This window comes from Burkholderia sp. AU16741 (assembly GCF_002223345.1).
Classification (GTDB): Bacteria; Pseudomonadota; Gammaproteobacteria; order Burkholderiales; family Burkholderiaceae; genus Burkholderia; species Burkholderia sola.
The window spans coordinates 1-25,248 of the sequence record NZ_NKEZ01000004.1 but is presented as its reverse complement, the minus strand read 5'-3'; the positions used below and the strand labels follow the sequence as shown (position 1 = coordinate 25,248).

Annotated in this window: 26 protein-coding genes; 18 read left to right on the top strand and 8 right to left on the bottom strand. The window is 64.7% G+C overall.

Going from position 1 to position 25,248, the window contains the following annotated elements:
* The first annotated feature begins 27 nt into the window (after window positions 1–27).
* The 15 genes from nuoG (at window position 28) to CFB89_RS11390 (ending at window position 14,949) form a co-directional block, all read left to right on the top strand.
* On the top strand, window positions 28–2,358 hold the full coding sequence (gene nuoG / locus CFB89_RS11460; protein ID WP_089468017.1) for an NADH-quinone oxidoreductase subunit NuoG: 2,331 nt from the start codon (window positions 28–30) through the stop codon (window positions 2,356–2,358).
* Window positions 2,359–3,426, top strand: coding sequence for an NADH-quinone oxidoreductase subunit NuoH (gene nuoH, locus CFB89_RS11455; RefSeq protein WP_089468016.1), 1,068 nt, complete (start codon window positions 2,359–2,361; stop codon window positions 3,424–3,426).
* Window positions 3,427–3,436: 10 nt separating this feature from the next.
* Window positions 3,437–3,925 (top strand): NADH-quinone oxidoreductase subunit NuoI, encoded by a 489-nt coding sequence (gene nuoI, locus CFB89_RS11450; RefSeq protein ID WP_006484869.1) that lies wholly within the window; start codon window positions 3,437–3,439, stop codon window positions 3,923–3,925.
* Window positions 3,926–4,030: 105 nt separating this feature from the next.
* On the top strand, window positions 4,031–4,681 hold the full coding sequence (locus tag CFB89_RS11445) for an NADH-quinone oxidoreductase subunit J (RefSeq protein ID WP_089468015.1): 651 nt from the start codon (window positions 4,031–4,033) through the stop codon (window positions 4,679–4,681).
* Window positions 4,682–4,699: 18 nt separating this feature from the next.
* A complete protein-coding gene (gene nuoK / locus CFB89_RS11440; RefSeq protein WP_006478272.1) occupies window positions 4,700–5,005 on the top strand; it encodes an NADH-quinone oxidoreductase subunit NuoK in 306 nt (101 codons plus the stop codon).
* A gap of 17 nt (window positions 5,006–5,022) precedes the next feature.
* Complete coding sequence (gene nuoL / locus CFB89_RS11435; RefSeq protein ID WP_089468014.1) at window positions 5,023–7,083, top strand: NADH-quinone oxidoreductase subunit L; 2,061 nt, start codon at window positions 5,023–5,025, stop codon at window positions 7,081–7,083.
* Window positions 7,084–7,101: 18 nt separating this feature from the next.
* On the top strand, window positions 7,102–8,592 hold the full coding sequence (locus CFB89_RS11430) for an NADH-quinone oxidoreductase subunit M (protein WP_089468013.1): 1,491 nt from the start codon (window positions 7,102–7,104) through the stop codon (window positions 8,590–8,592).
* A 39-nt stretch (window positions 8,593–8,631) separates the two neighbouring features.
* The gene (nuoN, locus tag CFB89_RS11425; RefSeq protein WP_179233427.1) at window positions 8,632–10,086 is read left to right on the top strand and encodes an NADH-quinone oxidoreductase subunit NuoN; all 1,455 of its coding nucleotides are present in this window, start codon (window positions 8,632–8,634) and stop codon (window positions 10,084–10,086) included.
* On the top strand, window positions 10,086–10,382 hold the full coding sequence (locus CFB89_RS11420; protein WP_089468011.1) for a DUF2818 family protein: 297 nt from the start codon (window positions 10,086–10,088) through the stop codon (window positions 10,380–10,382). The genes nuoN and CFB89_RS11420 overlap by 1 nt, the downstream gene beginning before the upstream one ends.
* 39 nt (window positions 10,383–10,421) lie before the next feature.
* A complete protein-coding gene (locus tag CFB89_RS11415; RefSeq protein ID WP_012328901.1) occupies window positions 10,422–11,012 on the top strand; it encodes an NUDIX domain-containing protein in 591 nt (196 codons plus the stop codon).
* Window positions 11,013–11,148: 136 nt separating this feature from the next.
* Entirely contained in the window at window positions 11,149–11,571 is a 423-nt protein-coding gene (locus CFB89_RS11410; RefSeq protein WP_006750470.1) for a DUF1178 family protein, read from the top strand.
* Between the two features lie 55 nt (window positions 11,572–11,626).
* Window positions 11,627–12,823, top strand: coding sequence for an acyl-CoA dehydrogenase family protein (locus CFB89_RS11405; RefSeq protein ID WP_059781350.1), 1,197 nt, complete (start codon window positions 11,627–11,629; stop codon window positions 12,821–12,823).
* Window positions 12,824–12,842: 19 nt separating this feature from the next.
* Window positions 12,843–13,976, top strand: coding sequence for an acyl-CoA dehydrogenase family protein (locus tag CFB89_RS11400; RefSeq protein WP_089468010.1), 1,134 nt, complete (start codon window positions 12,843–12,845; stop codon window positions 13,974–13,976).
* Window positions 13,977–14,014: 38 nt separating this feature from the next.
* Window positions 14,015–14,476 carry a MaoC family dehydratase gene (locus CFB89_RS11395; protein ID WP_089468009.1) on the top strand — a complete coding sequence of 154 codons (462 nt, stop codon included), beginning with the start codon at window positions 14,015–14,017 and terminating at the stop codon, window positions 14,474–14,476.
* On the top strand, window positions 14,473–14,949 hold the full coding sequence (locus CFB89_RS11390; protein ID WP_089468008.1) for a MaoC family dehydratase: 477 nt from the start codon (window positions 14,473–14,475) through the stop codon (window positions 14,947–14,949). Before CFB89_RS11395 ends, CFB89_RS11390 begins: the two co-directional genes overlap by 4 nt.
* A 47-nt stretch (window positions 14,950–14,996) precedes the next feature.
* On the opposite strand, the gene CFB89_RS11385 is transcribed toward CFB89_RS11390, so the two are convergent.
* Window positions 14,997–15,284 (bottom strand): glutathione binding-like protein, encoded by a 288-nt coding sequence (locus CFB89_RS11385; RefSeq protein ID WP_256979666.1) that lies wholly within the window; start codon window positions 15,282–15,284, stop codon window positions 14,997–14,999.
* Complete coding sequence (locus CFB89_RS11380) at window positions 15,284–16,075, bottom strand: oxepin-CoA hydrolase, alternative type (protein ID WP_089468007.1); 792 nt, start codon at window positions 16,073–16,075, stop codon at window positions 15,284–15,286. Before CFB89_RS11380 ends, CFB89_RS11385 begins: the two co-directional genes overlap by 1 nt.
* 202 nt (window positions 16,076–16,277) lie before the next feature.
* Here CFB89_RS11380 and CFB89_RS11375 point away from each other — a divergent pair, with 202 nt between their 5' ends.
* A complete protein-coding gene (locus CFB89_RS11375; protein ID WP_089468006.1) occupies window positions 16,278–16,934 on the top strand; it encodes a glutathione S-transferase in 657 nt (218 codons plus the stop codon).
* 39 nt (window positions 16,935–16,973) lie between these two features.
* Here CFB89_RS11375 and CFB89_RS11370 read toward each other — a convergent pair whose 3' ends face one another.
* Both CFB89_RS11370 and CFB89_RS11365 read right to left on the bottom strand, forming a co-directional pair.
* Window positions 16,974–18,146, bottom strand: a complete 1,173-nt coding sequence (locus CFB89_RS11370; protein ID WP_089468005.1) for a pyridoxal phosphate-dependent aminotransferase — start codon at window positions 18,144–18,146, stop codon at window positions 16,974–16,976.
* A 27-nt stretch (window positions 18,147–18,173) separates the two neighbouring features.
* Window positions 18,174–18,671 carry a putative toxin-antitoxin system toxin component, PIN family gene (locus CFB89_RS11365; protein ID WP_089468004.1) on the bottom strand — a complete coding sequence of 166 codons (498 nt, stop codon included), beginning with the start codon at window positions 18,669–18,671 and terminating at the stop codon, window positions 18,174–18,176.
* A gap of 57 nt (window positions 18,672–18,728) precedes the next feature.
* On the opposite strand from CFB89_RS11365, the gene yaaA reads away from it, so the two are divergent.
* A complete protein-coding gene (yaaA, locus tag CFB89_RS11360) occupies window positions 18,729–19,511 on the top strand; it encodes a peroxide stress protein YaaA (protein WP_089468003.1) in 783 nt (260 codons plus the stop codon).
* 187 nt (window positions 19,512–19,698) lie between these two features.
* On the top strand, window positions 19,699–20,853 hold the full coding sequence (locus CFB89_RS11355; RefSeq protein ID WP_089468002.1) for a M14-type cytosolic carboxypeptidase: 1,155 nt from the start codon (window positions 19,699–19,701) through the stop codon (window positions 20,851–20,853).
* Window positions 20,854–20,937: 84 nt separating this feature from the next.
* On the opposite strand, the gene CFB89_RS11350 is transcribed toward CFB89_RS11355, so the two are convergent.
* The 4 genes from CFB89_RS11350 to CFB89_RS11335 form a co-directional block, all read right to left on the bottom strand.
* Window positions 20,938–21,561, bottom strand: coding sequence for a BspC domain-containing protein (locus tag CFB89_RS11350; protein WP_089468001.1), 624 nt, complete (start codon window positions 21,559–21,561; stop codon window positions 20,938–20,940).
* Window positions 21,562–21,730: 169 nt separating this feature from the next.
* Window positions 21,731–22,405 (bottom strand): energy-coupling factor ABC transporter permease, encoded by a 675-nt coding sequence (locus tag CFB89_RS11345; RefSeq protein WP_089468000.1) that lies wholly within the window; start codon window positions 22,403–22,405, stop codon window positions 21,731–21,733.
* A 76-nt stretch (window positions 22,406–22,481) separates the two neighbouring features.
* Complete coding sequence (locus CFB89_RS11340; protein ID WP_089467999.1) at window positions 22,482–23,324, bottom strand: response regulator transcription factor; 843 nt, start codon at window positions 23,322–23,324, stop codon at window positions 22,482–22,484.
* 210 nt (window positions 23,325–23,534) lie between these two features.
* Entirely contained in the window at window positions 23,535–24,752 is a 1,218-nt protein-coding gene (locus CFB89_RS11335) for a DUF2863 family protein (RefSeq protein WP_089467998.1), read from the bottom strand.
* Between the last annotated feature and the right edge of the window lie 496 nt (window positions 24,753–25,248).

Sequence of the window (25,248 nt, the reverse complement as noted above, 5' to 3'; positions counted from 1 at the left end):
GAAATAGGTTAAGGACCATTCACCATCATGGTTGAACTTGAAATAGACGGCAAGAAGGTCGAGGTGCCCGAAGGCAGCATGGTGATCCAGGCTGCGCACAAGGCGGACACGTACATTCCTCACTTCTGCTATCACAAGAAACTGTCGGTCGCGGCCAACTGCCGGATGTGTCTCGTCGAAGTCGAGAAGATGCCGAAGGCCGTGCCGGCCTGCGCGACCCCCGTGTCGGCCGGCATGATCGTCCATACGCAATCCGACAAGGCCGTGAAGGCGCAGCAGTCGGTGATGGAATTCCTCCTCATCAACCATCCGCTCGACTGCCCGATCTGCGATCAGGGCGGCGAATGCCAGTTGCAGGATCTGGCGGTCGGCTACGGCAAGTCGTCGTCGCGCTACTCGGAAGAAAAGCGCGTGGTGTTCCACAAGAACGTGGGCCCGCTGATCTCGATGGAAGAAATGTCGCGCTGCATCCACTGCACGCGCTGCGTCCGCTTCGGCCAGGAAGTCGCCGGCGTGATGGAGTTCGGCATGCTGGGCCGCGGCGAGCATTCGGAAATCACGACGTTCGTCGGCAAGACGGTCGACTCCGAAATGTCGGGCAACATGATCGACCTGTGCCCGGTCGGCGCGCTGACCAGCAAGCCGTTCCGCTACAGCGCCCGTACGTGGGAACTGTCGCGCCGCAAGTCCGTGAGCCCGCACGATTCCGTCGGCGCGAACCTCGTCGTGCAGGTGAAGAACAACCGCGTGATGCGTGTGCTGCCGTTCGAGAACGAGGCCATCAACGAATGCTGGATCTCGGACAAGGACCGCTTCTCGTATGAAGGCCTCAACGGCGAAGAGCGCCTGACGAAGCCGATGCTGAAGCAGGGCGGCCAGTGGATCGAAACCGACTGGCAGACCGCGCTCGAATACGTCGCGAAGGGCCTGAAGGGCATCGCCGCGGATCACGGCGCGAACGCGCTGGCGATGCTCGCGAGCGCGCACAGCACCGCGGAAGAGCTGTTCCTCGTGAAGCAGCTCGCCAGCGAACTGAAAACGCCGAACGTCGACTTCCGTCTGCGTCAGCAGGATTTCTCGGCGCCGGTTCAGGGCGCACCGTGGCTCGGCATGCCGATCGCCGATCTGTCGAACGTCGACGCCGCGTTCGTCGTCGGTTCGTTCCTGCGCCGCGACCATCCGCTGTTCGCATCGCGCCTGCGTCAGGCGGCGAAGAACGGCGCGAAGCTGCACTTCCTGCACGCGACCGGTGACGATTCGCTGATCCCGACCGCGCAACGCATCGTCGCCGCGCCGTCCGCATGGCTCGACGAGCTGGCCGGCATCGCCGCGGCCGTCGCGCAACTGCGCGGCGTCGCGCTGCCCGACGCGCTGGCTGGCGTCACCGCATCGCCGGCCGCGCAAGCCGTCGCGCAGTCGCTCGCGAACGGCGAACGCCGCGCGGTGCTGCTCGGCAACGTGGCGGTCCGTCATCCGCAATTCGCGAAGCTGCACGCCGTCGCGCAGTGGATCGCCGAGAACACCGGCGCCACGTTCGGCTTCCTGACGGAAGCGGCGAACACGGTCGGCGCACACGTCGTCGGCGCACTGCCGGGCGAAGGCGGCCTGAACGCACGCGAGGCGTTCGCGCAGCCGCGCAAGGGCTATTTGCTGCTGAACGTCGAACCGGAATTCGATACCGCCGATCCGGCGCAGGCGATTGCCGCGCTGAACCAGGCGGAGATGGTCGTCGTGATGTCGCCGTTCAAGCACGGCCTCGACTACGCCGACGTGCTGCTGCCGGTTGCGCCGTTCACCGAAACGGCCGGGACGTTCGTCAACGCGGAAGGCACCGTGCAGAGCTTCAACGGCGTCGTGCGCCCGCTCGGCGACACGCGTCCGGCCTGGAAGGTGCTGCGCGTGCTCGGCAGCCTGCTCGGCCTGCCGAACTTCGAATACGAGACCGCGGAAGAAGTGCGTGTCGCCGCGCTCGGCGAAGCCGGCGTCGCGGGCCGCCTGTCGAACCAGACGTCGGTCGCGCCGGCCCGTGCCGCGGCGAATGCCGCGAACGGCGGTTTCGAGCGCCTGGCCGACGTGCCGATCTATCACGCCGACGCACTCGTGCGCCGCGCAGGTGCGCTGCACCTGACGGCCGCCGCGAAGGCGGCGAACGCCGCGGCCCTGCCGGCCGCGCTGTTCGACAAGCTGGGCTTGAAGGAAGGCGACGCCGTGCGCGTGCGCCAGGGCGAGCGTGCGGTGCAGTTGCCGGCCGTGCGCGACGCGAATCTTGCGGAGACGGTCGTTCGCGTGTCGGCGGCGACGCCTGCCGGCGCGGCGCTCGGCAGCCTGTCCGGTGAACTGGTGGTGGAGAAGGCGTAAATGAGCTTGTTCGATACGATCAACGCGGGCGGGGCCGAGCTTCTCGGCTTCGCGTGGCCGACGGTGTGGGCAGTCGTGCGCATCCTCGTCGTCTCCGTCGTCATCCTGCTGTGCGTCGCGTACCTGATTCTGTGGGAACGCAAGCTGATCGGCTGGATGCACGTGCGTCTCGGCCCGAACCGCGTCGGCCCCGGCGGCCTGCTGCAGCCGATCGCCGACGTGCTGAAGCTGCTGCTGAAGGAAGTCATTCAGCCGAGCGCCGCCAGCCGCTGGCTGTACCTGATCGCACCGGTGATGACCGTCGTGCCGGCGTTCGCCGTGTGGGCCGTGATTCCGTTCCAGGCGGAAGCCGTGCTCGCGAACGTGAACGCGGGCCTGCTGTACGCGATGGCGATCTCGTCGATCGGCGTGTACGCGGTGATTCTCGCCGGCTGGGCGTCGAACTCGAAGTACGCGTTCCTCGGCGCGATGCGCGCCGCGGCGCAGATGGTGTCGTACGAAATCTCGATGGGTTTCGCGCTGGTGCTCGTGCTGATGACGGCCGGCAGCCTGAACCTGTCGGAAATCGTCGGTTCGCAACAGCACGGCTTCTTCGCCGGCCACGGCGTGAACTTCCTGTCGTGGAACTGGCTGCCGCTGCTGCCGGCGTTCGTCGTCTACTTCATCTCGGGCATCGCCGAAACGAACCGTCACCCGTTCGACGTGGTGGAAGGGGAGTCGGAGATCGTCGCGGGTCACATGATCGATTACTCGGGCATGGCGTTCGCGCTGTTCTTCCTCGCCGAGTACATCAACATGATCGTGATCTCGGCGCTGGCCGCGACGCTGTTCCTCGGCGGCTGGGATGCACCGTTCGAATTCCTGTCGTTCATCCCGGGCATCTTCTGGCTCGTGCTGAAGGTCTTCGCGCTGCTGTCGGTGTTCATCTGGGTGCGCGCGACGTTCCCGCGCTACCGTTACGACCAGATCATGCGTCTGGGCTGGAAGGTGTTCCTGCCCGTCACGGTGGTCTGGGTGATCGTGGTCGGCTTCTGGATGATGTCGCCGCTGAACATCTGGGCGAAGTAAGGACGAAATCATGACGGCTATCCAACACTTCTTTAAGACCTTCTTCCTGACCGAGCTGCTGAAGGGGCTCGCGCTGACCGGTCGTTACACGTTCAAGCGCAAGTTCACCGTGCAGTTCCCGGAAGAGAAGACCCCGATTTCGCCGCGTTTCCGCGGGCTGCATGCACTGCGCCGCTATGAAAACGGCGAAGAGCGCTGCATCGCGTGCAAGCTGTGCGAGGCCGTGTGCCCCGCGCTGGCGATCACGATCGAATCGGAAACGCGCGCCGACAACACGCGCCGCACGACGCGCTACGACATCGACCTGACGAAGTGCATCTTCTGCGGTTTCTGCGAAGAGAGCTGCCCGGTCGATTCGATCGTTGAGACGCAGATTCTCGAGTACCACGGCGAAAAGCGCGGCGACCTGTATTTCACGAAGGATATGCTGCTCGCGGTGGGCGATCGCTACGAGAAGGACATCGCAGCGGCGAAGGCTGCCGACGCGCCGTATCGTTGATTGTGTTTGCAGTGCCGGCCCGGCATGAACGGGCCGAGCCGCCGCGACGGGTGCGGGCGTTCCGCAAGCCGCGCCTGACTATGGCCTAACGATGAACCGGTAATCATGGAATTCACGACCGTACTGTTCTACATCTTCGCGCTGCTCCTGGTGGTATCAGGGCTGAAGGTGATCACTTCGCGCAACCCGGTGGCGTCTGCGCTTTTCCTTGTGCTGGCGTTCTTCAACGCCGCTGCGATCTGGATGCTGCTGGAAGCCGAGTTCCTCGCGATCCTGCTGGTTCTGGTCTACGTGGGCGCGGTGATGGTGCTGTTCCTGTTCGTCGTGATGATGCTGGACATCAACATCGACTACCTGCGCCGCGACTTCAAGCGCTTCGTACCGATGGCGACCGTGGTCGGCGCGATCATCGTGATCGAAACCGCGCTGATCCTGTGGCGCGGCTACGGCGACACGCATACCGTACATGCGATGGCGACGGGCGAGATGGCCACTTGGTCGAATACGCGCCTGATCGGCAAGGTGATCTACACCGACTACATCTTCGCGTTCGAAATCGCCGGTCTCGTGCTGCTGGTCGCGATCATTGCCGCGATCGGGCTGACCGAGCGCAAGGGCAAGGACAGCAAGCGCCAGCGCGTGTCGGATCAGGTCAAGGTGCGCCGCAACGACCGCGTGCGCCTCGTGAAGATGGAAGCGGACAAGCCGCTGCCGGAAACGGCGCAGAGCGAAGCCGGTTCGGGCACCAACGGCTAAGCGGAGGAAAAGAAAACCATGCTGACCCTTGCTCACTACCTTGTGCTCGGCGCGATCCTGTTCGCGATCGCGATCGTCGGGATCTTCCTGAACCGCCGCAACGTCATCATCATCCTGATGTCGATCGAACTGATGCTGCTGGCGGTGAACACCAACTTCGTCGCGTTCTCGCATTACCTCGGCGACGTGCACGGCCAGATCTTCGTGTTCTTCGTGCTGACCGTCGCCGCAGCGGAAGCCGCGATCGGCCTCGCGATTCTGGTGACCCTGTTCCGTAAGCTCGACACGATCAATGTCGAGGATCTCGATCAGCTCAAAGGTTAATTTCAGGCAACGCTGTTATGTCAACGACACTCAATGAAAACCTGCTGCTGGCGATTCCGCTCGCTCCGCTGGCCGGCTCGCTGATTGCGGGGCTGTTCGGGAACGCAGTCGGGCGCAAGGGCGCACACCGGATCACGATCCTCGGCGTATTGATCGCGTTCCTTCTGTCGGCGAAAGTCTTCTTCGACGTGATGGGCGGCGCAAGTTTCAACGCGACCGTCTACGAATGGATGAACGTCGGTTCGCTGAAGCTCGAAGTCGGCTTCCTCGTCGATTCGCTGACCGCGATGATGATGGTCGTCGTGACCTTCGTCTCGCTGATGGTGCACGTGTACACGATCGGCTACATGGCGGAAGAAGACGGCTACCAGCGCTTCTTCTCGTACATCTCGCTGTTCACGTTCTCGATGCTGATGCTCGTGATGAGCAACAACTTCCTGCAGCTGTTCTTCGGCTGGGAAGCGGTGGGTCTGGTGTCGTACCTGCTGATCGGCTTCTACTTCACGCGTGAGAGCGCGATCTACGCGAACATGAAGGCGTTCCTCGTGAACCGCGTGGGCGACTTCGGCTTCCTGCTCGGCATCGGCCTGCTGCTCGCGTTCGCCGGCTCGATGAACTACGGCGAAGTGTTCGCGAAGCGCGCGGAACTCGCGAGCCTGCACTTCCCGGGCACCGACTGGGGCTTGCTGACCGTCGCCTGTATCTGCCTGTTCATCGGCGCGATGGGTAAATCGGCGCAGTTCCCGCTGCACGTGTGGCTGCCGGACTCGATGGAAGGCCCGACCCCGATCTCGGCGCTGATTCACGCGGCGACGATGGTCACGGCCGGCATCTTCATGGTGTCGCGCATGTCGCCGCTGTTCGAGCTGTCGGATACCGCGCTGTCGTTCATCACGGTGATCGGCGCGATCACGGCGCTCTTCATGGGCTTCCTCGGCATCGTCCAGAACGACATCAAGCGCGTGGTCGCGTATTCGACGCTGTCGCAGCTCGGTTACATGACCGTCGCGCTCGGCGTGTCCGCTTACCCGGTCGCCGTGTTCCACCTGATGACGCACGCGTTCTTCAAGGCGCTGCTGTTCCTCGGCGCCGGCTCGGTCATCATGGGCATGCACCACGACCAGGACATGCGCAACATGGGCGGTCTGCGCAAGTACATGCCGATCACGTGGATCACGTCGCTCGTCGGTTCGCTCGCGCTGATCGGCACGCCGTTCTTCTCGGGCTTCTACTCGAAGGACTCGATCATCGACGCGGTGAAGCTGTCGCACCTGCCGGGTTCGGGTTTCGCGTACTTCGCGGTCGTCGCGAGCGTGTTCGTCACGGCGCTGTACTCGTTCCGCATGTACTTCCTGGTGTTCCACGGCGAAGAACGTTTCCGTCAGCCGAAGCATCCGGAATCGCCGATGGGCATGGCCGCCGCACATGGCCACGACGATCACGGCCATGGCCACGACCACGGTCATGACGACCACGCGCACGAGCCGCACGAGACCCCGTGGGTCGTGTGGGTGCCGCTGGTCCTGCTGGCGATCCCGTCGGTGATCATCGGCGCGATCGCGATCAGCCCGATGCTGTTCGGCGATTTCTTCCAGCATGGCGTCGCATTCGACAAGGTGATCTTCATCGGCGAAAACCACCCGGCGCTGGCCGAGATGGCCGAAGAATTCCACGGCTGGGTCGGCATGGGCCTGCACTCGGTGTCGGGCCTGCCGGTGTGGCTCGCGCTCGCCGGTGTGGTCGTCGCGTGGTTCCTGTACCTGAAGCGTCCGGAGCTGCCGGCGTCGATCCGCCGCGCGTTCGGCCCGATCTACACGCTGCTGGACAACAAGTACTACCTGGACAAGATCAACGAAGTGGTGTTCGCCCGCGGTTCGGTGGCGATCGGCCGCGGCCTGTGGAAGGAGGGCGACGTCGTGGTGATCGACGGCCTCGTCAACGGCAGCGCCCGGTTCATCGGCTGGTTCGCCGGCGTGATCCGCTTCCTCCAATCCGGTTACATCTATCACTACGCGTTCGCCATGATCATCGGCATGCTGGGGCTCCTGACCCTGTTTGTAACGCTCGGCGGCAAATAAGGCGGGGAGACAACACTAATGCACGCTTTTCCGATTCTCAGTACCGCGATCTGGCTGCCGATCGTTTTCGGCCTCCTCGTGCTGGCGGTGGGTAACGACAAAAATCCGGGGACGGCCCGCTGGGTCGCCCTGATCGGCGCGCTGCTCGGCCTCGCGGTCACGATCCCGCTGATCACGGGCTTCGACTCGAGCACGGCTGCGCTGCAGTTCGTCGAGAAGTCGACCTGGATCGAACGCTTCGACATCGCGTATCACCTCGGCGTCGACGGCATCTCGATGTGGTTCGTCGTGCTGACCGCGCTGATCACGGTGATCGTCGTGATCGCCGCGTGGGAGGTGATCACCGAAAACGTCGCGCAGTACCTCGCGGCGTTCCTGATCCTGTCCGGGATCATGATCGGCGTGTTCTCGGCGGCGGACGGCCTGCTGTTCTACGTGTTCTTCGAGGCGACCCTGATCCCGATGTACATCATCATCGGCGTGTGGGGCGGCCCGAACCGCGTGTATGCGGCGTTCAAGTTCTTCCTGTACACGCTGGCCGGTTCGCTGCTGATGCTGGTCGCGCTGATCTACCTGTACACGCAGACCCACTCGTTCGACCTCGCGACGTGGCAGAACGCGAAGATCGCGATGACGCCGCAGATCCTGCTGTTCATTGCATTCTTCCTCGCGTTCGCGGTGAAGGTGCCGATGTGGCCGGTGCACACGTGGCTGCCGGACGCGCACGTGGAAGCGCCGACGGGCGGCTCGGTCGTGCTGGCGGCGATCATGCTGAAGCTCGGCGCCTACGGTTTCCTGCGCTTCTCGCTGCCGATCACGCCTGACGCGAGCCACTTCCTGGCGCCCGTCGTGATCACGCTGTCGCTGATCGCGGTGATCTACATCGGCCTCGTCGCGATGGTGCAGGCCGACATGAAGAAGCTGGTCGCGTATTCGTCGATCGCGCACATGGGCTTCGTCACGCTCGGCTTCTTCATCTTCAACCAGCTCGGCGTCGAAGGCGCGATCATCCAGATGATCTCGCACGGCTTCGTGTCGGGCGCGATGTTCCTCTGCATCGGCGTGCTGTACGACCGCGTGCACTCGCGCCAGATCGCCGATTACGGCGGCGTCGTGAACGTGATGCCGAAGTTCGCGGCATTCGCGATGCTGTTCTCGATGGCCAACTGCGGCCTGCCGGGTACGTCGGGTTTCGTCGGCGAGTTCATGGTGATTCTCGCGGCCGTCCAGTACAACTTCTGGATCGCCTTCGGAGCGGCGTTCACGCTGATCCTCGGCGCGACCTACACGCTGTGGATGTACAAGCGCGTGTACTTCGGCGCGGTCGCGAACGATCACGTCGCCAAGCTGAAGGACATCGGCCGTCGCGAATTCCTGATGCTGGCCGTGCTTGCCGCGTTCACGCTGCTGATGGGCCTGTATCCGAAGCCTTTCACCGACGTGATGCACGTTTCCGTGGAAAACCTCCTCTCCCACGTCGCGCAGTCGAAGCTGCCGCTGGCCCAGTAATCGCGAGCGGAGGAACTCAAGATCATGCAAAACGCCTCTATGAATGTTCTGTTGCCTGACGCGCTGGTGATGGCCGCCATCGTCGTCGCATGGCTGAACGACACCTTTACCGGTGCTTCCGGCCGCCGCCTGACCTATCTGATCGCGGTCGTCTCGTCGGTCGTCGCCGGCGTGTGGTTCTCGGTCCAGGCGCTCGACCCGCAGCAGTACTACTTCTTCTCGAAGATGGTCGTCGTCGACTCGTTCGCGAGCACGATGAAGGCTGTCGTGTCGTTCGGTTTCGCGGTCTCGCTCGTCTATTCGCGCAAGTACCTCGAGGATCGCGACATGTTCCGCGGCGACGTGTTCCTGCTCGGCATGTTCTCGCTGCTCGGTCAGCTGGTCATGGTGTCGGGCAACAACTTCCTGACGCTGTACCTCGGCCTCGAACTGATGTCGCTGTCGCTGTACGCGGTCATCGCGCTGCGTCGCGATGCCGCGCAGTCGAGCGAAGCGGCGATGAAGTACTACGTGCTGGGCGCGCTCGCGTCGGGCTTCGTGCTGTACGGCATCTCGATGCTGTATGGCGCGACCGGCTCGCTCGAGCTGGGCGAGGTGTACAAGGCGGTTAGCGGCAACACCGACGCCGCCGTGCTGATGTTCGGCGTGGTCTTTATCGTCGCCGGTATCGCGTTCAAGCTCGGCGCCGTGCCGTTCCACATGTGGGTGCCGGACGTCTACCAGGGCGCACCGACCGCGATGACGCTGTTCGTCGGCGGCGGCCCGAAGGTGGCCGCGTTCGCGTGGGGCCTGCGCTTCCTGGTGATGGGCCTGCTGCCGCTCGCACAGAACTGGCAGACCGCGCTCGTGATCCTCGCCGCGCTGTCGCTGATCGTCGGCAACATCACCGGTATCGTCCAGCGCAACATCAAGCGGATGCTCGCGTACTCGGCGATCTCGAACATGGGCTTCGTGCTGCTCGGCCTGCTCGCGGGCATCGTGAAGGGCGACGCGGCGGCACCGGCGAATGCGTACAGCTCTGCGATGTTCTATGCGATCGTCTACCTGATCACGACGCTCGGCTCGTTCGGCGTGGTGATGCTGCTCGCGCGCCGCGATTTCGAAGCGGAAACGATCGACGACTTCAAGGGCCTCAATAAACGCAGCCCGGTGTTCGCGTTCGTGATGATGGTCATGATGTTCTCGCTGGCCGGCATCCCGCCGACCGTCGGCTTCTACGCGAAGCTCGCCGTGCTCGAGGCGACCGTCAACGCGGGTCTCACGTGGCTGGCCGTGCTGGCCGTGATCACGTCGCTGTTCGGCGCGTTCTACTACCTGCGCATCGTGAAGCTGATGTACTTCGATGCCCCGCAGGATTCGACGCCGATCTCGGGCGATTTCTGCAAGCGCACGATCCTCGTGCTGAACGGCCTGGCGGTCGTCGTGCTCGGCCTGATTCCGAGCCCGCTGCTGACCGCCTGCCTGCAGGCAATCCGTCACACGCTGCCGCTGTAATGTCGGCAGCCGGCTGGTTCATCGTGCTGTTGGCGCTCGTCTGCGCCAACCTGCCGTTCCTGAACCAACGCCTCTTCGCCATCGTGCCGTTCGGCGCGACCAAGAAGAACGCGTGGGTGCGGATCGGCGAGCTGATCGTGCTGTACTTCATCGTCGGTGCGCTCGGCTTCTGGCTCGAGTCGCGCGCCGGCAACCGCTTCGAACAGGGCTGGCAGTTTTACGCGATCACGTTCAGTCTCTTCGTCGTGTTCGCGTTTCCCGGCTTCACGTTCCAGTATCTCGTCAAACGACGCTGACGGCTTCGGCCGTCCGTCGTGCTCATTCAGGAGCCGCCGATGGCCGAACTACCCAATCACGACGCCGCACTGACCGAAACCTGCCTCGAGAGCGAGGCGATCTTCGAAGGCGCGTTCCTCAAGCTCAAGCGCGACACCGTCCGCCTGCCGGACGGCAAGAAGGCCACGCGCGAATACGTGCAGCACCCGGGCGCGGTGATGGTGATTCCGCTGTTCGACGACGGCCGCGTGCTGATGGAGAGCCAGTTCCGCTATCCGATCGGCAAGGTGATGGCCGAATTCCCGGCCGGCAAGCTCGATCCGAACGAAGGTGCGCTCGCGTGCGCGGCGCGCGAACTGCGCGAGGAGACGGGCTACACGGCGCGCGAATACGTATTTCTGGCCCGCATTCATCCGATCATTTCCTATTCGACCGAATTCATCGATCTGTACCTCGCGCGCGGGCTCACGGCCGGCGAGCGCAAGCTCGACGAAGGCGAATTTCTCGAAACCTTCACCGCGACGCTGGCCGACCTGCAGGAATGGGTGCGCACCGGCCAGATCTCCGACGTCAAGACGATCATCGGCACGATGTGGCTCGACAAGGTGCTGTCCGGTACGTGGCCGCTCGGGCCGGTCGTCACGCCCTGAGCACGGCGTCAGCGGCGGGCGGGGCGCCGCGTTACAATCCGGTGACGCGGCGCGTTCGTGCCGCGCGATCGGGATTTAGCACGACCGTTCACAAAACCGCTTTTTGCGCTACACTCGTCACACGCCCTGATTCAGCATGAAGGTCCTCGATTTACAGTGCCCGCACGGTCATCGGTTCGAAGGCTGGTTCGCTTCCGCCGATGAATTCGAAGCGCAGTTGTCCCGCAAGCTGGTCGAATGCCCGGTGTGCGGAACGACGGAGATCAACCGGATGCCGTCCGCGCCGCGCCTGAACCTGTCGGGCGCGACGCAGGCGCAGCCGGCCGATCCCCGTGCGCTGCAGGCGCAGGTGATGCGCGCGCTGCGCGAGGTGCTGGAGAAGACCGAGAACGTGGGCGAGCGCTTCGCCGAGGAAGCGCGGCGCATCCATTACAACGAGGCGCCCGCACGCAGCATTCGCGGCGTCACGACGCCGGAGGATGCGCAGTCCTTGGTCGAAGAAGGCATCGACGTGATGCCGCTGCCGATTCCTGCCGCGCTGAAAGAACCGCTGCAATGACGTACGCAGTGTGTCCTTGGCCGGGCCGGACGGCCGCGGCGAGGAGACACTGCGCATGGATCTGGATTATTCCCCCGCCGACGACGCGTTCCGCGCCGACGTTCGCGCCTGGCTCGAGGCCAACCTGCCTCACGCACTGCGCGCCAAGGTACTCGATCACAAACGACTCGACCGTGAGGATTTCGCGAGCTGGCACCGGATTCTGGGCCAGCGCGGCTGGTCCGCGCCCGCCTGGCCGGTCGAATACGGCGGCCCGGGCTGGAACGCGACGCAGCGGCACATCTGGGACGAGGAGTGCGCGCGGATCGGTGCGCCGACCGTGCTGCCGTTCGGGGTGTCGATGGTCGCGCCGGTCCTGATGAAATACGGCAGCGAAGCGCAGAAGCGCCACTATCTGCCGCGTATTCTCGACGGCTCGGACTGGTGGTGCCAGGGTTACTCGGAGCCGGGTTCCGGGTCCGACCTCGCGTCGCTGCGCACGCGCGCCGAGCGCCACGGCGATCACTACGTCGTGAACGGCCAGAAGACCTGGACCACGCTCGGCCAGTACGCCGACATGATGTTCTGCCTCGTGCGCACCGATCCGGCCGCGAAGAAGCAGGAAGGCATCTCGTTCCTGCTGATCGACATGAAGACGCCCGGCATCACGGTGCGCCCGATCGTGATGCTCGACGAGGACCACGAGGTCAACGAGGTGTTCTTCGAGGACGTGAAGGTGCCGGTCGAGAACCTCGTCGGCGACGAGAACCGCGGCTGGACCTACGCGAAATACCTGCTCGGCCACGAGCGCACCGGCATCGCGCGTGTCGGCGCGTCGAAGCGGGAGCTCGCATTCCTGAAGCGCGTCGCATCGAACCAGCGCAAGAACGGCAAGCCGTTGCTCGCCGATCCCGTGTTCGCCGCGAAGGTCGCGGCGCTCGAAGTCGAGCTGATGGCGCTGGAAGTGACGGTGCTGCGCGTCGTCAGCCGCGAGACGAGCGGCAAGGGGCCCGGCCCCGAGGCGTCGATGCTGAAGATCAAGGGCACCGAGGTGCAGCAGGCGCTCACCGAGCTGATGGTCGAAGCGATCGGCCCGCTGGCCGCCCCGTTCGACGTGCCGTTCCTCGACGGCGAGCGCGAGCACAGCATCGCGGGCGACGACGATGCGGCGCCGCTTGCCGCGTACTACTTCAATTACCGGAAGACGTCGATCTACGGCGGTTCGAACGAGATCCAGAAGAACATCATCGCGCAGATGATTCTGGGGCTGTGATCAGGGAACGGAGACAACCATGGATTTCAGCTTTACCGATGAGCAGCAGCAGTTCGCCGACGCGCTGCGCCGGTATCTCGGCGAGCAATACGGCTTCGAAGCGCGCCAGGCGATCGTGCACAGCGATACCGGTGTGTCGGACGCGCAGTGGAGCGCATTCACCGAACTGGGCTTGACCGCGTTGCCCGTGCCCGACGCACAGGGCGGCTTCGGCGGTGGGCCGGTCGACATGCTGGTCGTGATGCAGGCGCTCGGCCGCGCGCTCGTGATCGAGCCGTACTGGGCCACGGCGGTTGGCGTCGAGGCGTTGCGGATCGCCGGCTCCGGCACGGGTGACGATGCCGCGCTGCTGGAGGCGGTCGCGCAGGGGCACAAGCGCGTGGCGGTCGCGTTCCACGAACCCCACGCGCGCTATGACCTGTACGAACTCGACACGCACGCGCGCGAGCAGGGCGGCACGTACCGGCTGACCGGCACCAAGTCGGTGGTGCAGCACGGCGCGCAAGCGCATGTGTGGATCGTACCCGCACGGGTCGACGACGGCGGCATCGGCCTCTTCGTCGTCGAACGCGATGCGGCCAATGCGAAGGTAGTCGACTACCGGACCATCGACGGCCAGCGTGCCGCGACGATCACGTTCGACGACACGCCGGGCCGACTGCTGACGGGCCGGGCGCGCGACGCCGCGGCACTCGAGCAGATCGCCGATTACGCGACCTTCCTGCTGTGCGCGGAAGCGGTCGGCGCACTTGACGAACTGAATCGCGCGACGGTCGAATACACGAAGACGCGCGAGCAGTTCGGCGTGCCGATCGCGCGTTTCCAGGCGCTGCAGCACCGGATGGTCGACATGCTGATTCATGCAGAGCAGGCGCGTTCGCTGACTTATCTCGCGGCGGTGCGCTATGCGAACGGCGACGCCGACGCGCGGCGCAAGGCCGTGTCGGCCGCGAAGGCGCGGGTCGGTGCGGCCGCGCGCTTCGTCGGCCAGCAGGCGGTCCAGCTGCACGGCGGCATGGGCGTGACCAACGAGGTGGCCGCCGCGCACCTGTTCAAGCGGCTGTCGATCATCGAGACGACGCTCGGCGATACCGATCATCATCTCGCCCGCATCGCGGCGCTGCCCGATTTCGCGCAGACCGACGTAGCATGACGGCGACGCGCGAGCGCGCCAGACAAGGAGACTCATCAGTGGGCATCAGTTACGAAGATCTGGTGGTCGGCAGCACCACCGAAGTGGGCCGCTACACGTTCGAGGCCGACGACATCAAGACGTTCGCGAGGCGCTACGATCCGCAGCCGTTCCATGTCGACGAGGAAGCGGGAAAGGCCTCGCATTTCGGCGGACTCGTCGCGAGCGGCTGGCATACGTGCTCGGTATTCATGAGCCTGCTGGTCCAGAAGCTCGGGCCGGATTCGACCAGCATGGGCTCGCCGGGCATCGATTCGATCCGCTGGCTGAAGCCGGTGCGCGCCGGCGACACGATCACGATGTACCAGAAGGTGCACGACAAACGCGTGTCGGAAAGCAAGCCCGACCGCGGCATCGTGTCGACGGAATGGATCGGCGTGAACGAAGCCGGCGAGACGGTGATCTCCGTGCACACCAAGGTGATTTTCGGGCTGCGCCATCCGGGGGGCGCGAATCCATGATCGACGTGACCTTGCCGCTGATCGCCTCCGCGCAGGCGCTGCAGGCGCGGATCGGCGCGGAACCGCTCGCGAGCGGCTGGATCGAGATCGACCAGCCGCGCGTCGATGGTTTCGCCGACGCGACCGGCGATCATCAATGGATTCACGTCGACCCCGAACGCGCGCGGCGCGAGTCGCCGTTCGGCGGGCCGATCGCGCACGGGTTCCTGACGCTGTCGCTGATTCCGGCGTTGATGACCGACGCGATGCGCTTCGAGCAGAAGATGGGCGTGAACTACGGGCTGAACCGCGTGCGGTTCTTGAAGCCGGTGCCGGTCGGGGCGCGCGCGCGTGCGCTGTTCGCGGTGAAGGAGACCGCGGACGCCGCGCGCGGCGGCATCCAGGTGACGTGGTCGGTATCGGTGCAGGTCGAGCACCCCGACGCGCCGCTGCCGGTATGCGCGGCGGAGTTCATCACACTGCATTACTTCTGAAGCACGGAGCGGCATGCACGGAGGCCGCTCCGTCCACCACGTGCGGGTCAGTGCTTCGCGCATTGCGTTGCGCCGAACAGCACCTCGCGTGCCTTGTCGTCCTGCAGCGCCTTGCGCATCGACGCGCGCACCTCGATGCCGCGCTGCACGGCCGGTCGCGCGGCGATCGCCTCGTGCCAGCGCTTCACGTTCGGCCACTCGTCCGGCACGATGCCCTGGTTTTGCCACGAGCGCGTCCACGGGAACGTTGCGATGTCCGCGATCGTGTACGTGCGGCCCGCGAGATACTCGGATTCCGGATGGAGGCGCGTGCCGTGGCGTGCGACGCGGCGGATCAGCGTTTGTAGCGCGGCTGGCGCTTCTCCAGAAACGCGGTGATGCCTTCGAGCCCGTCCGCATGATGCAGCGACGCGACGAAATGATCGCGCTCGGTGACGAGGTGCGCGTCCAGCGGTTGCGCGGTGGCGTCGTCGAGCAGCGACTTGATGCGCGTGAGCGCATTCGGCGAGATGTCGGCGAGCGCGTCGGCCCGGGCCAGTGCGTCGCTGAGCGCCGTGCCGGGCGCGGCGAGCCGATTGACCACGCCGAGTGCATGCAGGCGTTCCGCGGAAACCGGCGTGCCTTCGAACAGGATCTCGGCTGCGATCGCACGCGGCAGCGCGCGGGCGAGAAACCACGAGCCGCCGCCGTCGGGCGTCAGGCCGACGCGCGCATACGACATCACGAATTTCGCATCGTGTGCGGCGACGATCAGGTCGCACGCGAGCGCGAGCGAGAAGCCCGCGCCGGCCGCCGCGCCTTCGACGGCCGCGATCACCGGCTTCGTCGACGCGCGGATCGCCGTGACCCATGCCGCGAGCTGATCGATGCTGTCGGCCTGGAAGGACGGATCCTTCGAGCGATTCTCGAGCAGCCGGTTCAGGTTGCCGCCCGCGCAGAAGAAACGATCGGCGCCCGTCAGCACGACGGCGCGAATCGCCGGATCGCGCTCGGCGGTGGCGAGCGCTTCGATGCCGGCCGCGTACATGTCGGGATGCAGCGCGTTGCGCGCGCCGGGATTGGACAGCGTGAGGACGAGCGTCGAATCGCTCTCGGGCGGACGCGAGGCCAGCAGTTCAGCACTCATGCGAGCGTGTCTCCATCGGATGGCGCGGCGGCGACGCCGCGTGTGTCGCGCGGGCAGGCGTGGCCGACGCCGCAGCGGAGGTAATGTTGTCGTGACGAACGCACGACTTGCTTTAGACTAGCACGGCCGTGCTTTTCAGCGCGATGAATCCCGATGTGGCCGGTTTCGATGCGGCCGCGTTTCAGCAAGGAAGGAGACACCGATGCTACAGCTGTGCGGTATTCCGTTGTCCAACTATTACAACAAGGTGAAGTTCGTCCTGCTCGAGCATGACATTCCGTTTGAGGAAGCGATGTGCGGTTTCCCGATCAGCGATCCGGCGCAGCTTGCCGATTCGCCGCTCGGCAAGATTCCGTTCCTGAGGACCGAAGAGGGCGCGCTGTTCGAGTCGCAGGCGATCATCGAATACCTGGCGGCGCGCTATCCCGAGAAAGGCATTTTCCCCGCGAACCCGTTCGCGGCGGCGAAGGTGCGCGAACTCGTCGAGACGCTCGAGCTGTATCTCGAATGGATGGCGCGCGAGGTGTACACGGAAGCGTTTTTCGGCGGCAAGGTGAGCGACGGGACGAAGGCGCACGTCGAGAAGCGCCTGCCGCGCGCGATCGATGCATTCAAGCAGATGACGCGGTTTTCGCCGTATGTGCTCGGCGAATCGTTCGGCTTGGCGGACATCGCCGCGTGGGTTCATCTGCCGGTCGTCGGCATGGCGACGAAGGCCGTCTTCGGGCGCGACTTCCTGCTCGATGCCGGCATCGACTGGAAGGCGCATGCAAAGACGGTGGGAGAACGCCCGGCCGCGCAACGCGTGGCAGCCGAGCGCAAGGCGTATGTCGAAGCGGCGAACGTCGTGCGTTCGTAAGCGTTTCTGACAGGCGGCGTACGGCCGCCCGTCCGGGTCTTACAGGCGGGCGAGCCGTTCGAGCGCGGATGCGAGCGTGCTTTCCTGCTTCGCGAAGCAGAAGCGCACGACGCCCGATTCGTGCGGCTCGTGATAGAACGCCGACACCGGAATGGCGGCCACGCCGATCTCCGACGTGAGCCATTTCGAGAATTCCGCTTCGGGCAGGTCGCTGATCGCCGAGTAATCGACGCACTGGAAGTACGTACCCGTGCACGGCAGCAACTTGAAGCGCGTGCGCTGGAGGCCGGCCCGGAAGAAGTCGCGCTTGCGCTGATAGAAGCCCGCGAGCGACAGGTACGGCGCCGGGTCGCGCAGGTAGTCGGCGAGCCCGATCTGCATCGGCGTGTTCACCGTGAACACGTTGAACTGGTGGACCTTGCGGAATTCCGCGGTCAGCGCCGCAGGCGCTGCGACGTAACCGACCTTCCAGCCCGTCACGTGATAGGTCTTGCCGAAGCTCGACACGATGAAGCTGCGCGCGGCGAGCTCCGGGTAGCGCGCGACGCTCTCGTGGCGCGCGCCGTCGTAGACCATGTGCTCGTAGACCTCGTCGGACAGGATCAGCACGTTTGTGCCGCGCACGATGTCCTCGAGCTTGCGCATGTCGGCCTCGCGCCACACGGTGCCCGTCGGGTTGTGCGGCGTGTTGATCAGGATCATCCGCGTCTTCGGCGTGATCGCGGCCGCGAGACGGTCGAACGGGATCGTATAGTCGGGCGCGTCCAGCGTGACGAACACGGGCTTGCCGCCGGCAAGCTCGATCGACGGTAGGTAGCTGTCGTAGGTCGGCTCGACGACGATTACTTCATCGCCCGGATGCACCGCGCAGAGGATCGCCGTCAGCAGCGCCTGCGTCGCGCCGGCCGTCACGGTGATTTCGGTGCCCGGATCGTAGCGTCGGCCGTACACCTGCGCGATCTTGTCGGCGATCGCGTCGCGCAGCGGCGCGACGCCGGCCATCGGCGGGTACTGGTTGTGCCCGTTGCGCATCGCGGTGGCGACCGCATCGACGATGCGCGGATCGCAATCGAAATCGGGGAAACCCTGGCCGAGGTTCACCGCGCCTTTTTCGGCGGCAAGCGCGCTCATGACCGTGAAGATCGTCGTGCCGACATTCGGCAGGCGCGACGGGAAAACGGGAGTCGTTGGCATATCTGAAGGAGCGTTCATCGAGACGGTCGAATTCGGGTGGGGGCGTCAGGCCGGCGTCGCCGTGGCGGGCGGCGCGGCGTCGAGCGCGCAGGCTTCCACGAACGGCGCGGGTTGCGCGATCCGGAAACCGAAGTCGCGTGCGGTGCGCTTCGCGAGCTTCAGCAGCGCGCGGTCTTTCGACACGAGCCACTCGGCCTGCGCGGCGTGGGCGAGTTCGAGAAATTTCTGGTCGTCGCGGTCCTTGCACTTCGGCAGCGGCGGCGCGTCGGCGTCGACGGGCGACGGTTCGACGAGGCTCGCGAGCCGGGCGACGGTCGCGAGCGCGGCAGCCTTGTCGATCGCGCGCGACTGGAACTGCGGATAGTCGAGCACGTATTCGAGTTCGGTCAGGCAGCGGCCGTCGATCACGGCGGCCAGCGTGCCGCGCTCCAGCGCGGCACGGATCGGGCGCGTAGCGGGGTCGTCGAAGACGAGGATGTCGATCCAGACGTTCGAGTCGAGCACGACGCGGCGTGCGGCGTGCGGGGCGAGAGAGCGGGTCATTCGTTACAATCGGTGGTTTTCGTCTGACCGCAAGGCACGGCGTGCCAGCGAGCCTCTATGATAATCGTTCTCTCTCCCGCCAAATCCCTCGACTACGAGACGCCCGCGCACGTCCAGTCTTACACGAAGCCTGCATTCGTCGACGACGCGTCGGAACTGATCGACGGCCTGCGCAAGCTGTCGCCGCAGGACATCGCGGCGCTGATGGATATTTCCGATCCGCTCGCGCGCCTGAACTTCCAGCGCTACGCCGACTGGTCGCCGACCTTCACGCCGGCCAACGCGAAGCAGGCCGTGCTGGCGTTCAACGGCGACGTCTACGAGGGTTTCGACGCGAAATCGCTGTCGCCGACCGATCTCGACTATGCGCAGCAGCACGTGCGCGTGCTGTCGGGCCTGTACGGGCTGCTGCGTCCGCTCGACCTGCTGCAGCCGTACCGGCTGGAGATGGGCACGCGTTTCGCGAACGCGCGCGGCAAGGATCTGTATGCGTTCTGGGGCGACCGCATCACGCGGGCGCTGAACGAGCAGCTCGAGACGCGCAGCGGCGCGGCGCGCGTGCTCGTCAATTGCGCGTCGACCGAATACTTCAAGTCGGTCAAGCCGAAACTGCTGGCCGCGCCGGTCATCACGCCGGTATTCGAGGACTGGAAGGGCGGCCGCTACAAGATCATCAGTTTCCATGCGAAACGCGCGCGCGGGCTGATGGCGCGTTTTGTCGTCGAGAACCGTATCGCCGACCCGAAGGCGCTGAAGGCATTCGCGGCCGAAGGCTATGCGTTCGAGGCGGCGGCGTCGAACGATTCGACTTACGTATATCGCCGGCGCATCGGCGAGTGACCCAGCCGGCCGTTCACGAGACGGCCGGTGCATGCATGAGGCCGGACAGGCGGTACGTGCCTGCTTCGGTCGACCGCTTTGCATGGGACCGGCGTAAGCGCTGAAGCGCTAACGCTGGTCGACCGCTTTGCATGGGACCAGCATAAGCGCTGAAGCGCTAACGCTGGTCGACAAAGGAGATAGACAGATGGCTGTTTCGATCACCAGTAATTTCGACGCAGGCGCAATCGACGTCGTGTCGTGCGACAGCCCCGACGCAATCCGGCTGCGCGTGCGCGGCGACAATCGTTCGGAATTCGCGCAATGGTTTTACTACCGCTTGACGGGGGCGCGCGGCGAGCGATGCGTGATGACGTTCGAGAACGCAGCCGAATGCGCGTATCCGTCGGGCTGGCGCAACTACCACGCGGTGGCGAGCTACGACCGCGTCGACTGGTTTCGCGTGCCGACGACGTTCGACGGCAAGACAATGACCATCGACCATACGCCCGAGTTCGACAGCATCTACTACGCGTATTTCGAACCGTACTCGGAAGAGCGTCACGCGGCGTTTCTCGGCGCGGTCCAGCAGTTGCCGCAGGCGAGCGTCGTCGAGCTCGGCCGCACGGTCGAAGGCCGTCCGATGTCGCTGCTGACGCTCGGCACGCCGGAAACCGATGGCGCGCCGAAGAAGAAGGTGTGGATCATTGCGCGCCAGCATCCGGGCGAATCGATGGCCGAGTGGTTCGTCGAAGGCCTGGTCAAGCGGCTGGCCGGATGGGGCGATTGGGCCGGCGATCCGGTCGCGCGCAAGCTGTACGATCGCGTGACGTTCTACATCGTCCCGAACATGAACCCGGACGGCAGCGTGCACGGTAACCTGCGCACCAATGCGGCCGGCGCGAACCTGAATCGCGAATGGATGGCGCCCGATGCGGAACGCAGCCCCGAAGTGCTGGCCGTGCGCGATGCGATCCATGCGATCGGTTGCGACATGTTCTTCGACATTCACGGCGACGAGGATTTGCCGTACGTGTTCGTCGCCGGCTCGGAGATGCTGCCGAGCTTCACCGAGCAGCAGGGCAAGGAGCAGGCCGCGTTCATCGACGCGTTCAAGGTCGCCAGTCCCGACTTCCAGACCGAGCACGGCTACGCGGCGAGCAAGTACAAGGAAGATGCGCTGAAGCTCGCGTCCAAGTACATTGGCCACCAGTTCGGTTGCCTGTCGCTGACGCTCGAAATGCCGTTCAAGGACAACGCGAACCTGCCCGACGAGCGCGTTGGCTGGAACGGCGAGCGTAGCGCGGCACTCGGCGCGGCGATGCTGGCCGCGATCCTCGTACACGTCGACACGTTCGCGTAAGCGCAGCCGTCGTTGCATGAAAAAGGCCGGCGCATCTTGCGATGCACCGGCCTTTTTTGCTGCTGTCGTTGCCGCTCCGCCGTATCAGGACTTCTTCGCGGTTTTTTTCTTCACGGCTTTCTTCTGGCCGCTTGATTTCTTCGTCGCGACGGCCTTCTTGCTGCCGGCGCGGCCCGATGCCTTCGCCTTGGCTTTGCCACGGTGCGACTTGCCCTTGAACTTCTTCGTCGAAGACGAGCGCTCGACGCGCGGCTTCAGCGGCGGAACCGGGTCGTTCCAGCTGAACGCGAGCATTTGCTGGCCGACATAGCCGCAACGGAATTTCAGCGGCGTCGGATCGCGGCCGTCGCTGTGGATGCCGAGCCCGTCGACGGTAACGATGTTGTCGACTTTCACGCGCTGCTTGCCCTGGTCGAACGAGTCGTTCCACGGCGTGATCGTCGCGTTGCCGCCGTCGAATGCGTTCGGCGCGAAATCGACGCGATCGAACGCCGTCGACGTGCTGGCGATGAAGCTGCCGTGCGCTGCACAATCGGCGGCGAGCGGATCGGCATGCATCTCGTCGACGAATTTGTTGATCAGTTCGGAACGCTGGTCGAGCAGGTCGGCGAATACCGGTGCGGGAAGCGCAAGCGACAGGCCCGCGATACAGGCTGCCAGCTTGCCGAGCGCCCGGAAAATCCGGAGCGAGGCAGGTGAGCTGTCCATCTGGTTATTGGTGAGGAGCGAAGAAGACGTCGGGCACGTATAGATGCCCGATGAAGAACAGGAGTTCAATCTTAGCGTAAAAAAGTTGTGCGGCAGTAGGTGGCGTATTCGGCGCGCGCCGCGCAAGCGCCGCCGATACGCGTGTGCGCCGGGCCGATGCGGTGGAAATTCAGGCGCGCGGGCCGCCGAGGCGGTAGCGCCGGACGTCGAAGGTCGTGACCCACGCGGGGCGATAGACGGCGATGAGTGCCGTTGCCATGCCGGTGAACCAGGCTTCGCCGAGCGCGAGCAGCGCGGTGTTCAGCAGATAGCCGGCTGGAATCACGACGGGCACGCCGTCCGCGAGCGCGAGCTGGACACCGGCCGCCGCGGCAGCGACCGCAACGATTGCGATCGCGGGCGACAGGAAGCCCTGCCCGGTGATGAACGACGCGAGGTTGTGCGGCAGCCAGGCGAGCGCGGCGCGTTGCAGCAACGCCGACACGCCGACAGGCAGCGCACCGTAGATCAGATAGGTCAGGCCGATGCCTTGCCACGGCGCGTCGAAGATGATCGCGGCAATCGCGGTGACGGCGCCCATCGCGACCAGGGCGAGTGTCCAGTCGAACAGCGTGACGAGCAACGTTGCGCCGAGCAGATGCATGACGATGCCATCTTCGAGCCATGCGTTCGAGGCCCACAGGACCGCGATCGCTGTGACGAGCGCGAGCCACACGTGCTGGAGCGTGGCGTCTTGCAGGCGTACGAAGGGGCGATTCCAGATCGCGAGCGCGAGCAGAGCCACGGCGGCGATCCAGCCACCGATGCCAACCCAGAGCGGAAGCGGTGTGAAAAGAAAACCCATGCGTCCATATTACTCGTTGAGCATCAAAGGTGGGAGCCTCCACATGCCCGACCGTCGCAATATCGAGACTGTTTGCCTAGCGTCCGCGCCGGAATCGTGCCGGCGGCTCGGCGGCGAGCGGCAGGTCCTGCGTGCCGGCATTCGCGGTGGGCAACGGGTACGGACGGTCATGCCGTTGTGTCCGCAGCGGAGCCGGGCCGTGTTCCCCGATGACCGGTTTACGGGCGCGGTTGCGGTTCGCCAGCAGCACCTCGAGATGGGGCGACAGCCAGCCGTTGTAGATCGCGACCGCGGCGGCGCGGTTTGCGGCGCCGAGCTGCTGGAAGATGCTCGCGAGGTGGATCTTCACCGTGCCTTCGCTGATGCCGAGCGTACGGGCGATCATCTTGTTCGTGCTGCCCATGTGGACGAACCGCATGATCTGCGCTTGCCGCGGCGACAGGAGGCCGGTCGGCGGGCGCCGGGGCAGCGAGCCGGCGAGCGTCTGGAAATGGGCGTCGTGGCGGGCCGTCGTCGTTGCCGTGGACGGCAACAGGCTGAGGGCAATCGGCGGAATGTAATGTCCGCCCAAGAGGACGATCTCGAGCGCACGCACGATCAGGTGCGGCCGCGTGGAATGCGGGATCACGCCCGCGACGCCGTAATTGAAGAAGCGCTGGATGGCTTCTGGCGAGATGTCGTCGACCAGAACGGCGACCGGTGTGGGCGAGCACGCATTGCCGAGTGCCTGAAGCTCGCTGATCCGGCCGACGTCCAGCCAGTCGATCGCGACGAGGTCGAAACGCTGGGTGCGCAGCAGCCGGCGTGCCTGGAAACCGTCAGGCGCATCGTTGATGCTGGCGTGCCGGTCGATCTGCCGCAACAGGGTCTTCAGTCCGTCACGCCGTTCGGCGTCTGAGTTAAGTACCAAGAACCGCATATTCAACCTCCGTGAAGTGAGTCATTGACTGCCGTCGGGGATAAGCTGGCCCCGATAATGACAAAGACCTTACACGATGTCTGCTTGGCTGAAAGGCTTAGGAAAAGTTCGAAATTTTGAGCGATCGGGCGTCGGACAAGAAAAAAGCCGCTTCGGCAGGAACCGAAAGCGGCTTTGGGCGGCTCAGGTTTTCTGAGCCTGCGGGGCGGGTCAGTGGAAGTGCGGCTGGGCGGGCGACGCGTCTTCCGGCATTTCCGCATGGACGATTTCGCCGAGCGGATCGGCGTAAAGCGGCACGCCGCAGTCGTCGCAGTATTCGGGTTCGAAGCGGCCCGCGTGCCGCCGGACGTCGGTTACGCCGCATTCCTTCAGCAGGCTCACGATTTCCTCGAGCGGCCCCTCGATCGGCGCTTCGCCTTCGAGCGTCGCGTTGTCGACCGATACGTCGCCGTTTTCCCGGCCGTAGAGCGGCCACACGACACCGTAGATCACGTCGTTGCTCGCACGTCGCGTGAAGCCGACGCGATACTCGTCGATACGACGTTCGCCGAAGCCGGCGACCACCGCGCGCAGCTCTTGCGGCGCTGCACCAAGTGTGTCGAATAGATAACGAATGGCCGTTCGGACGGTGTGCGGGCGTACGCGTTCGTCCGCATCGCGACAGGCCGAGTAGTACGCGTCCGGAAGCAGGCATTCGAACTCGCAGCCGGGCAGCGCGATCGACAGGTTCGGGCCGCCTTGAGCCGTCCATTGTTCGAGGCACTGGCCGCGCTCGATCCGGCTACCGTTTTCCTCTTCCTGCCAGCGGAACAGCGGCGCGCCGGCCGGCGCGGCGACGACCGCCAGCAGGAAACGCGGATCGGCCAGGATCGGCGAAGTTTCCGGCAGGTCGCCGAAGCTCAGCTTCGGGGCGTGCTGGCCGATTGCCGCATGGGCGAGTTGCTGGGCCAGCCGGTAGGTTTCGACATGGTGCCGCGGCAACTGGTCGATGCTGTAGAGGAACGGTGCGAGCCCGACGAGGGTGCCGTTCGCGAGCACGTGCGCCTGCAGGTGCGTTCGCAGCGCGTCGGCCACGTCGCCCTTGAGCGGTCCCGACGGAATCATGTAGCGTGTCCAGGCGAGAACCGGGACGGCGACCAGCAGTGCATCGTACGGTTGGCCGTCGTGTTCGATCACCATCGACTCGCTGTGCGTCTCGGCCATGTCGGCGAGCGCGCCGTAGGCGTCGGGATGATTCTGTTGAAGATGGTCGAGCGCGGCGTCGAGCGTGGTCTGATTGCCGTTGCGGACAATCTTGGCGAGCAGCGTATCGAGCTTCGCTTCCCAGAAGCGATCCTCGATGCGACTGCCCGACGCGAAGAGCGCAAGTGACAGACCGACCAATTTGTCGGCATCGGGGGGGAGGCGTTTGGCGATTCGCTGGCGCATATTAAAGACGTATATAGAAAGAGGCGAAGAACCTCACATTCTAGTCCGTTCTTTGCACCATAAGCGGTCTCGTGGCCAAGCATGGCCGGACGGCCGAACTGCGGCGTGTGTGAAAAAGTTGCTGCGAGCCCCTTGCGCTCACGACGTGAGCTGCTTAGAATCACGCCTCTTTCGCGCTAACGCAAACGCGGCGCGAGAGGAAGGGAAGCAGTGCTGTCGGGGTTCGGAGGTAGCGAGCCTGGGCGGCACAGGAAGTTGAGCCCCGCAGTCGCAACGAAGTCGTGTAGAAAGTTGTTGACGGGCTGCGAAACACGGTTCATAATCTCGCTTCTCTGCTGCTGAAAACGCAGCGCTGCCGGGAAACACGGAGTTCCTCGCAGAAATGCTCTTTAAAAATTAACAGCCGATAAGTGTGGGCGCTTGATGGCAGCGAGCTGATCCTCGGATCAGATAGCAAAAGTATCAAGAGTCTCACACTAAAGTAAGTCAGGTTTAT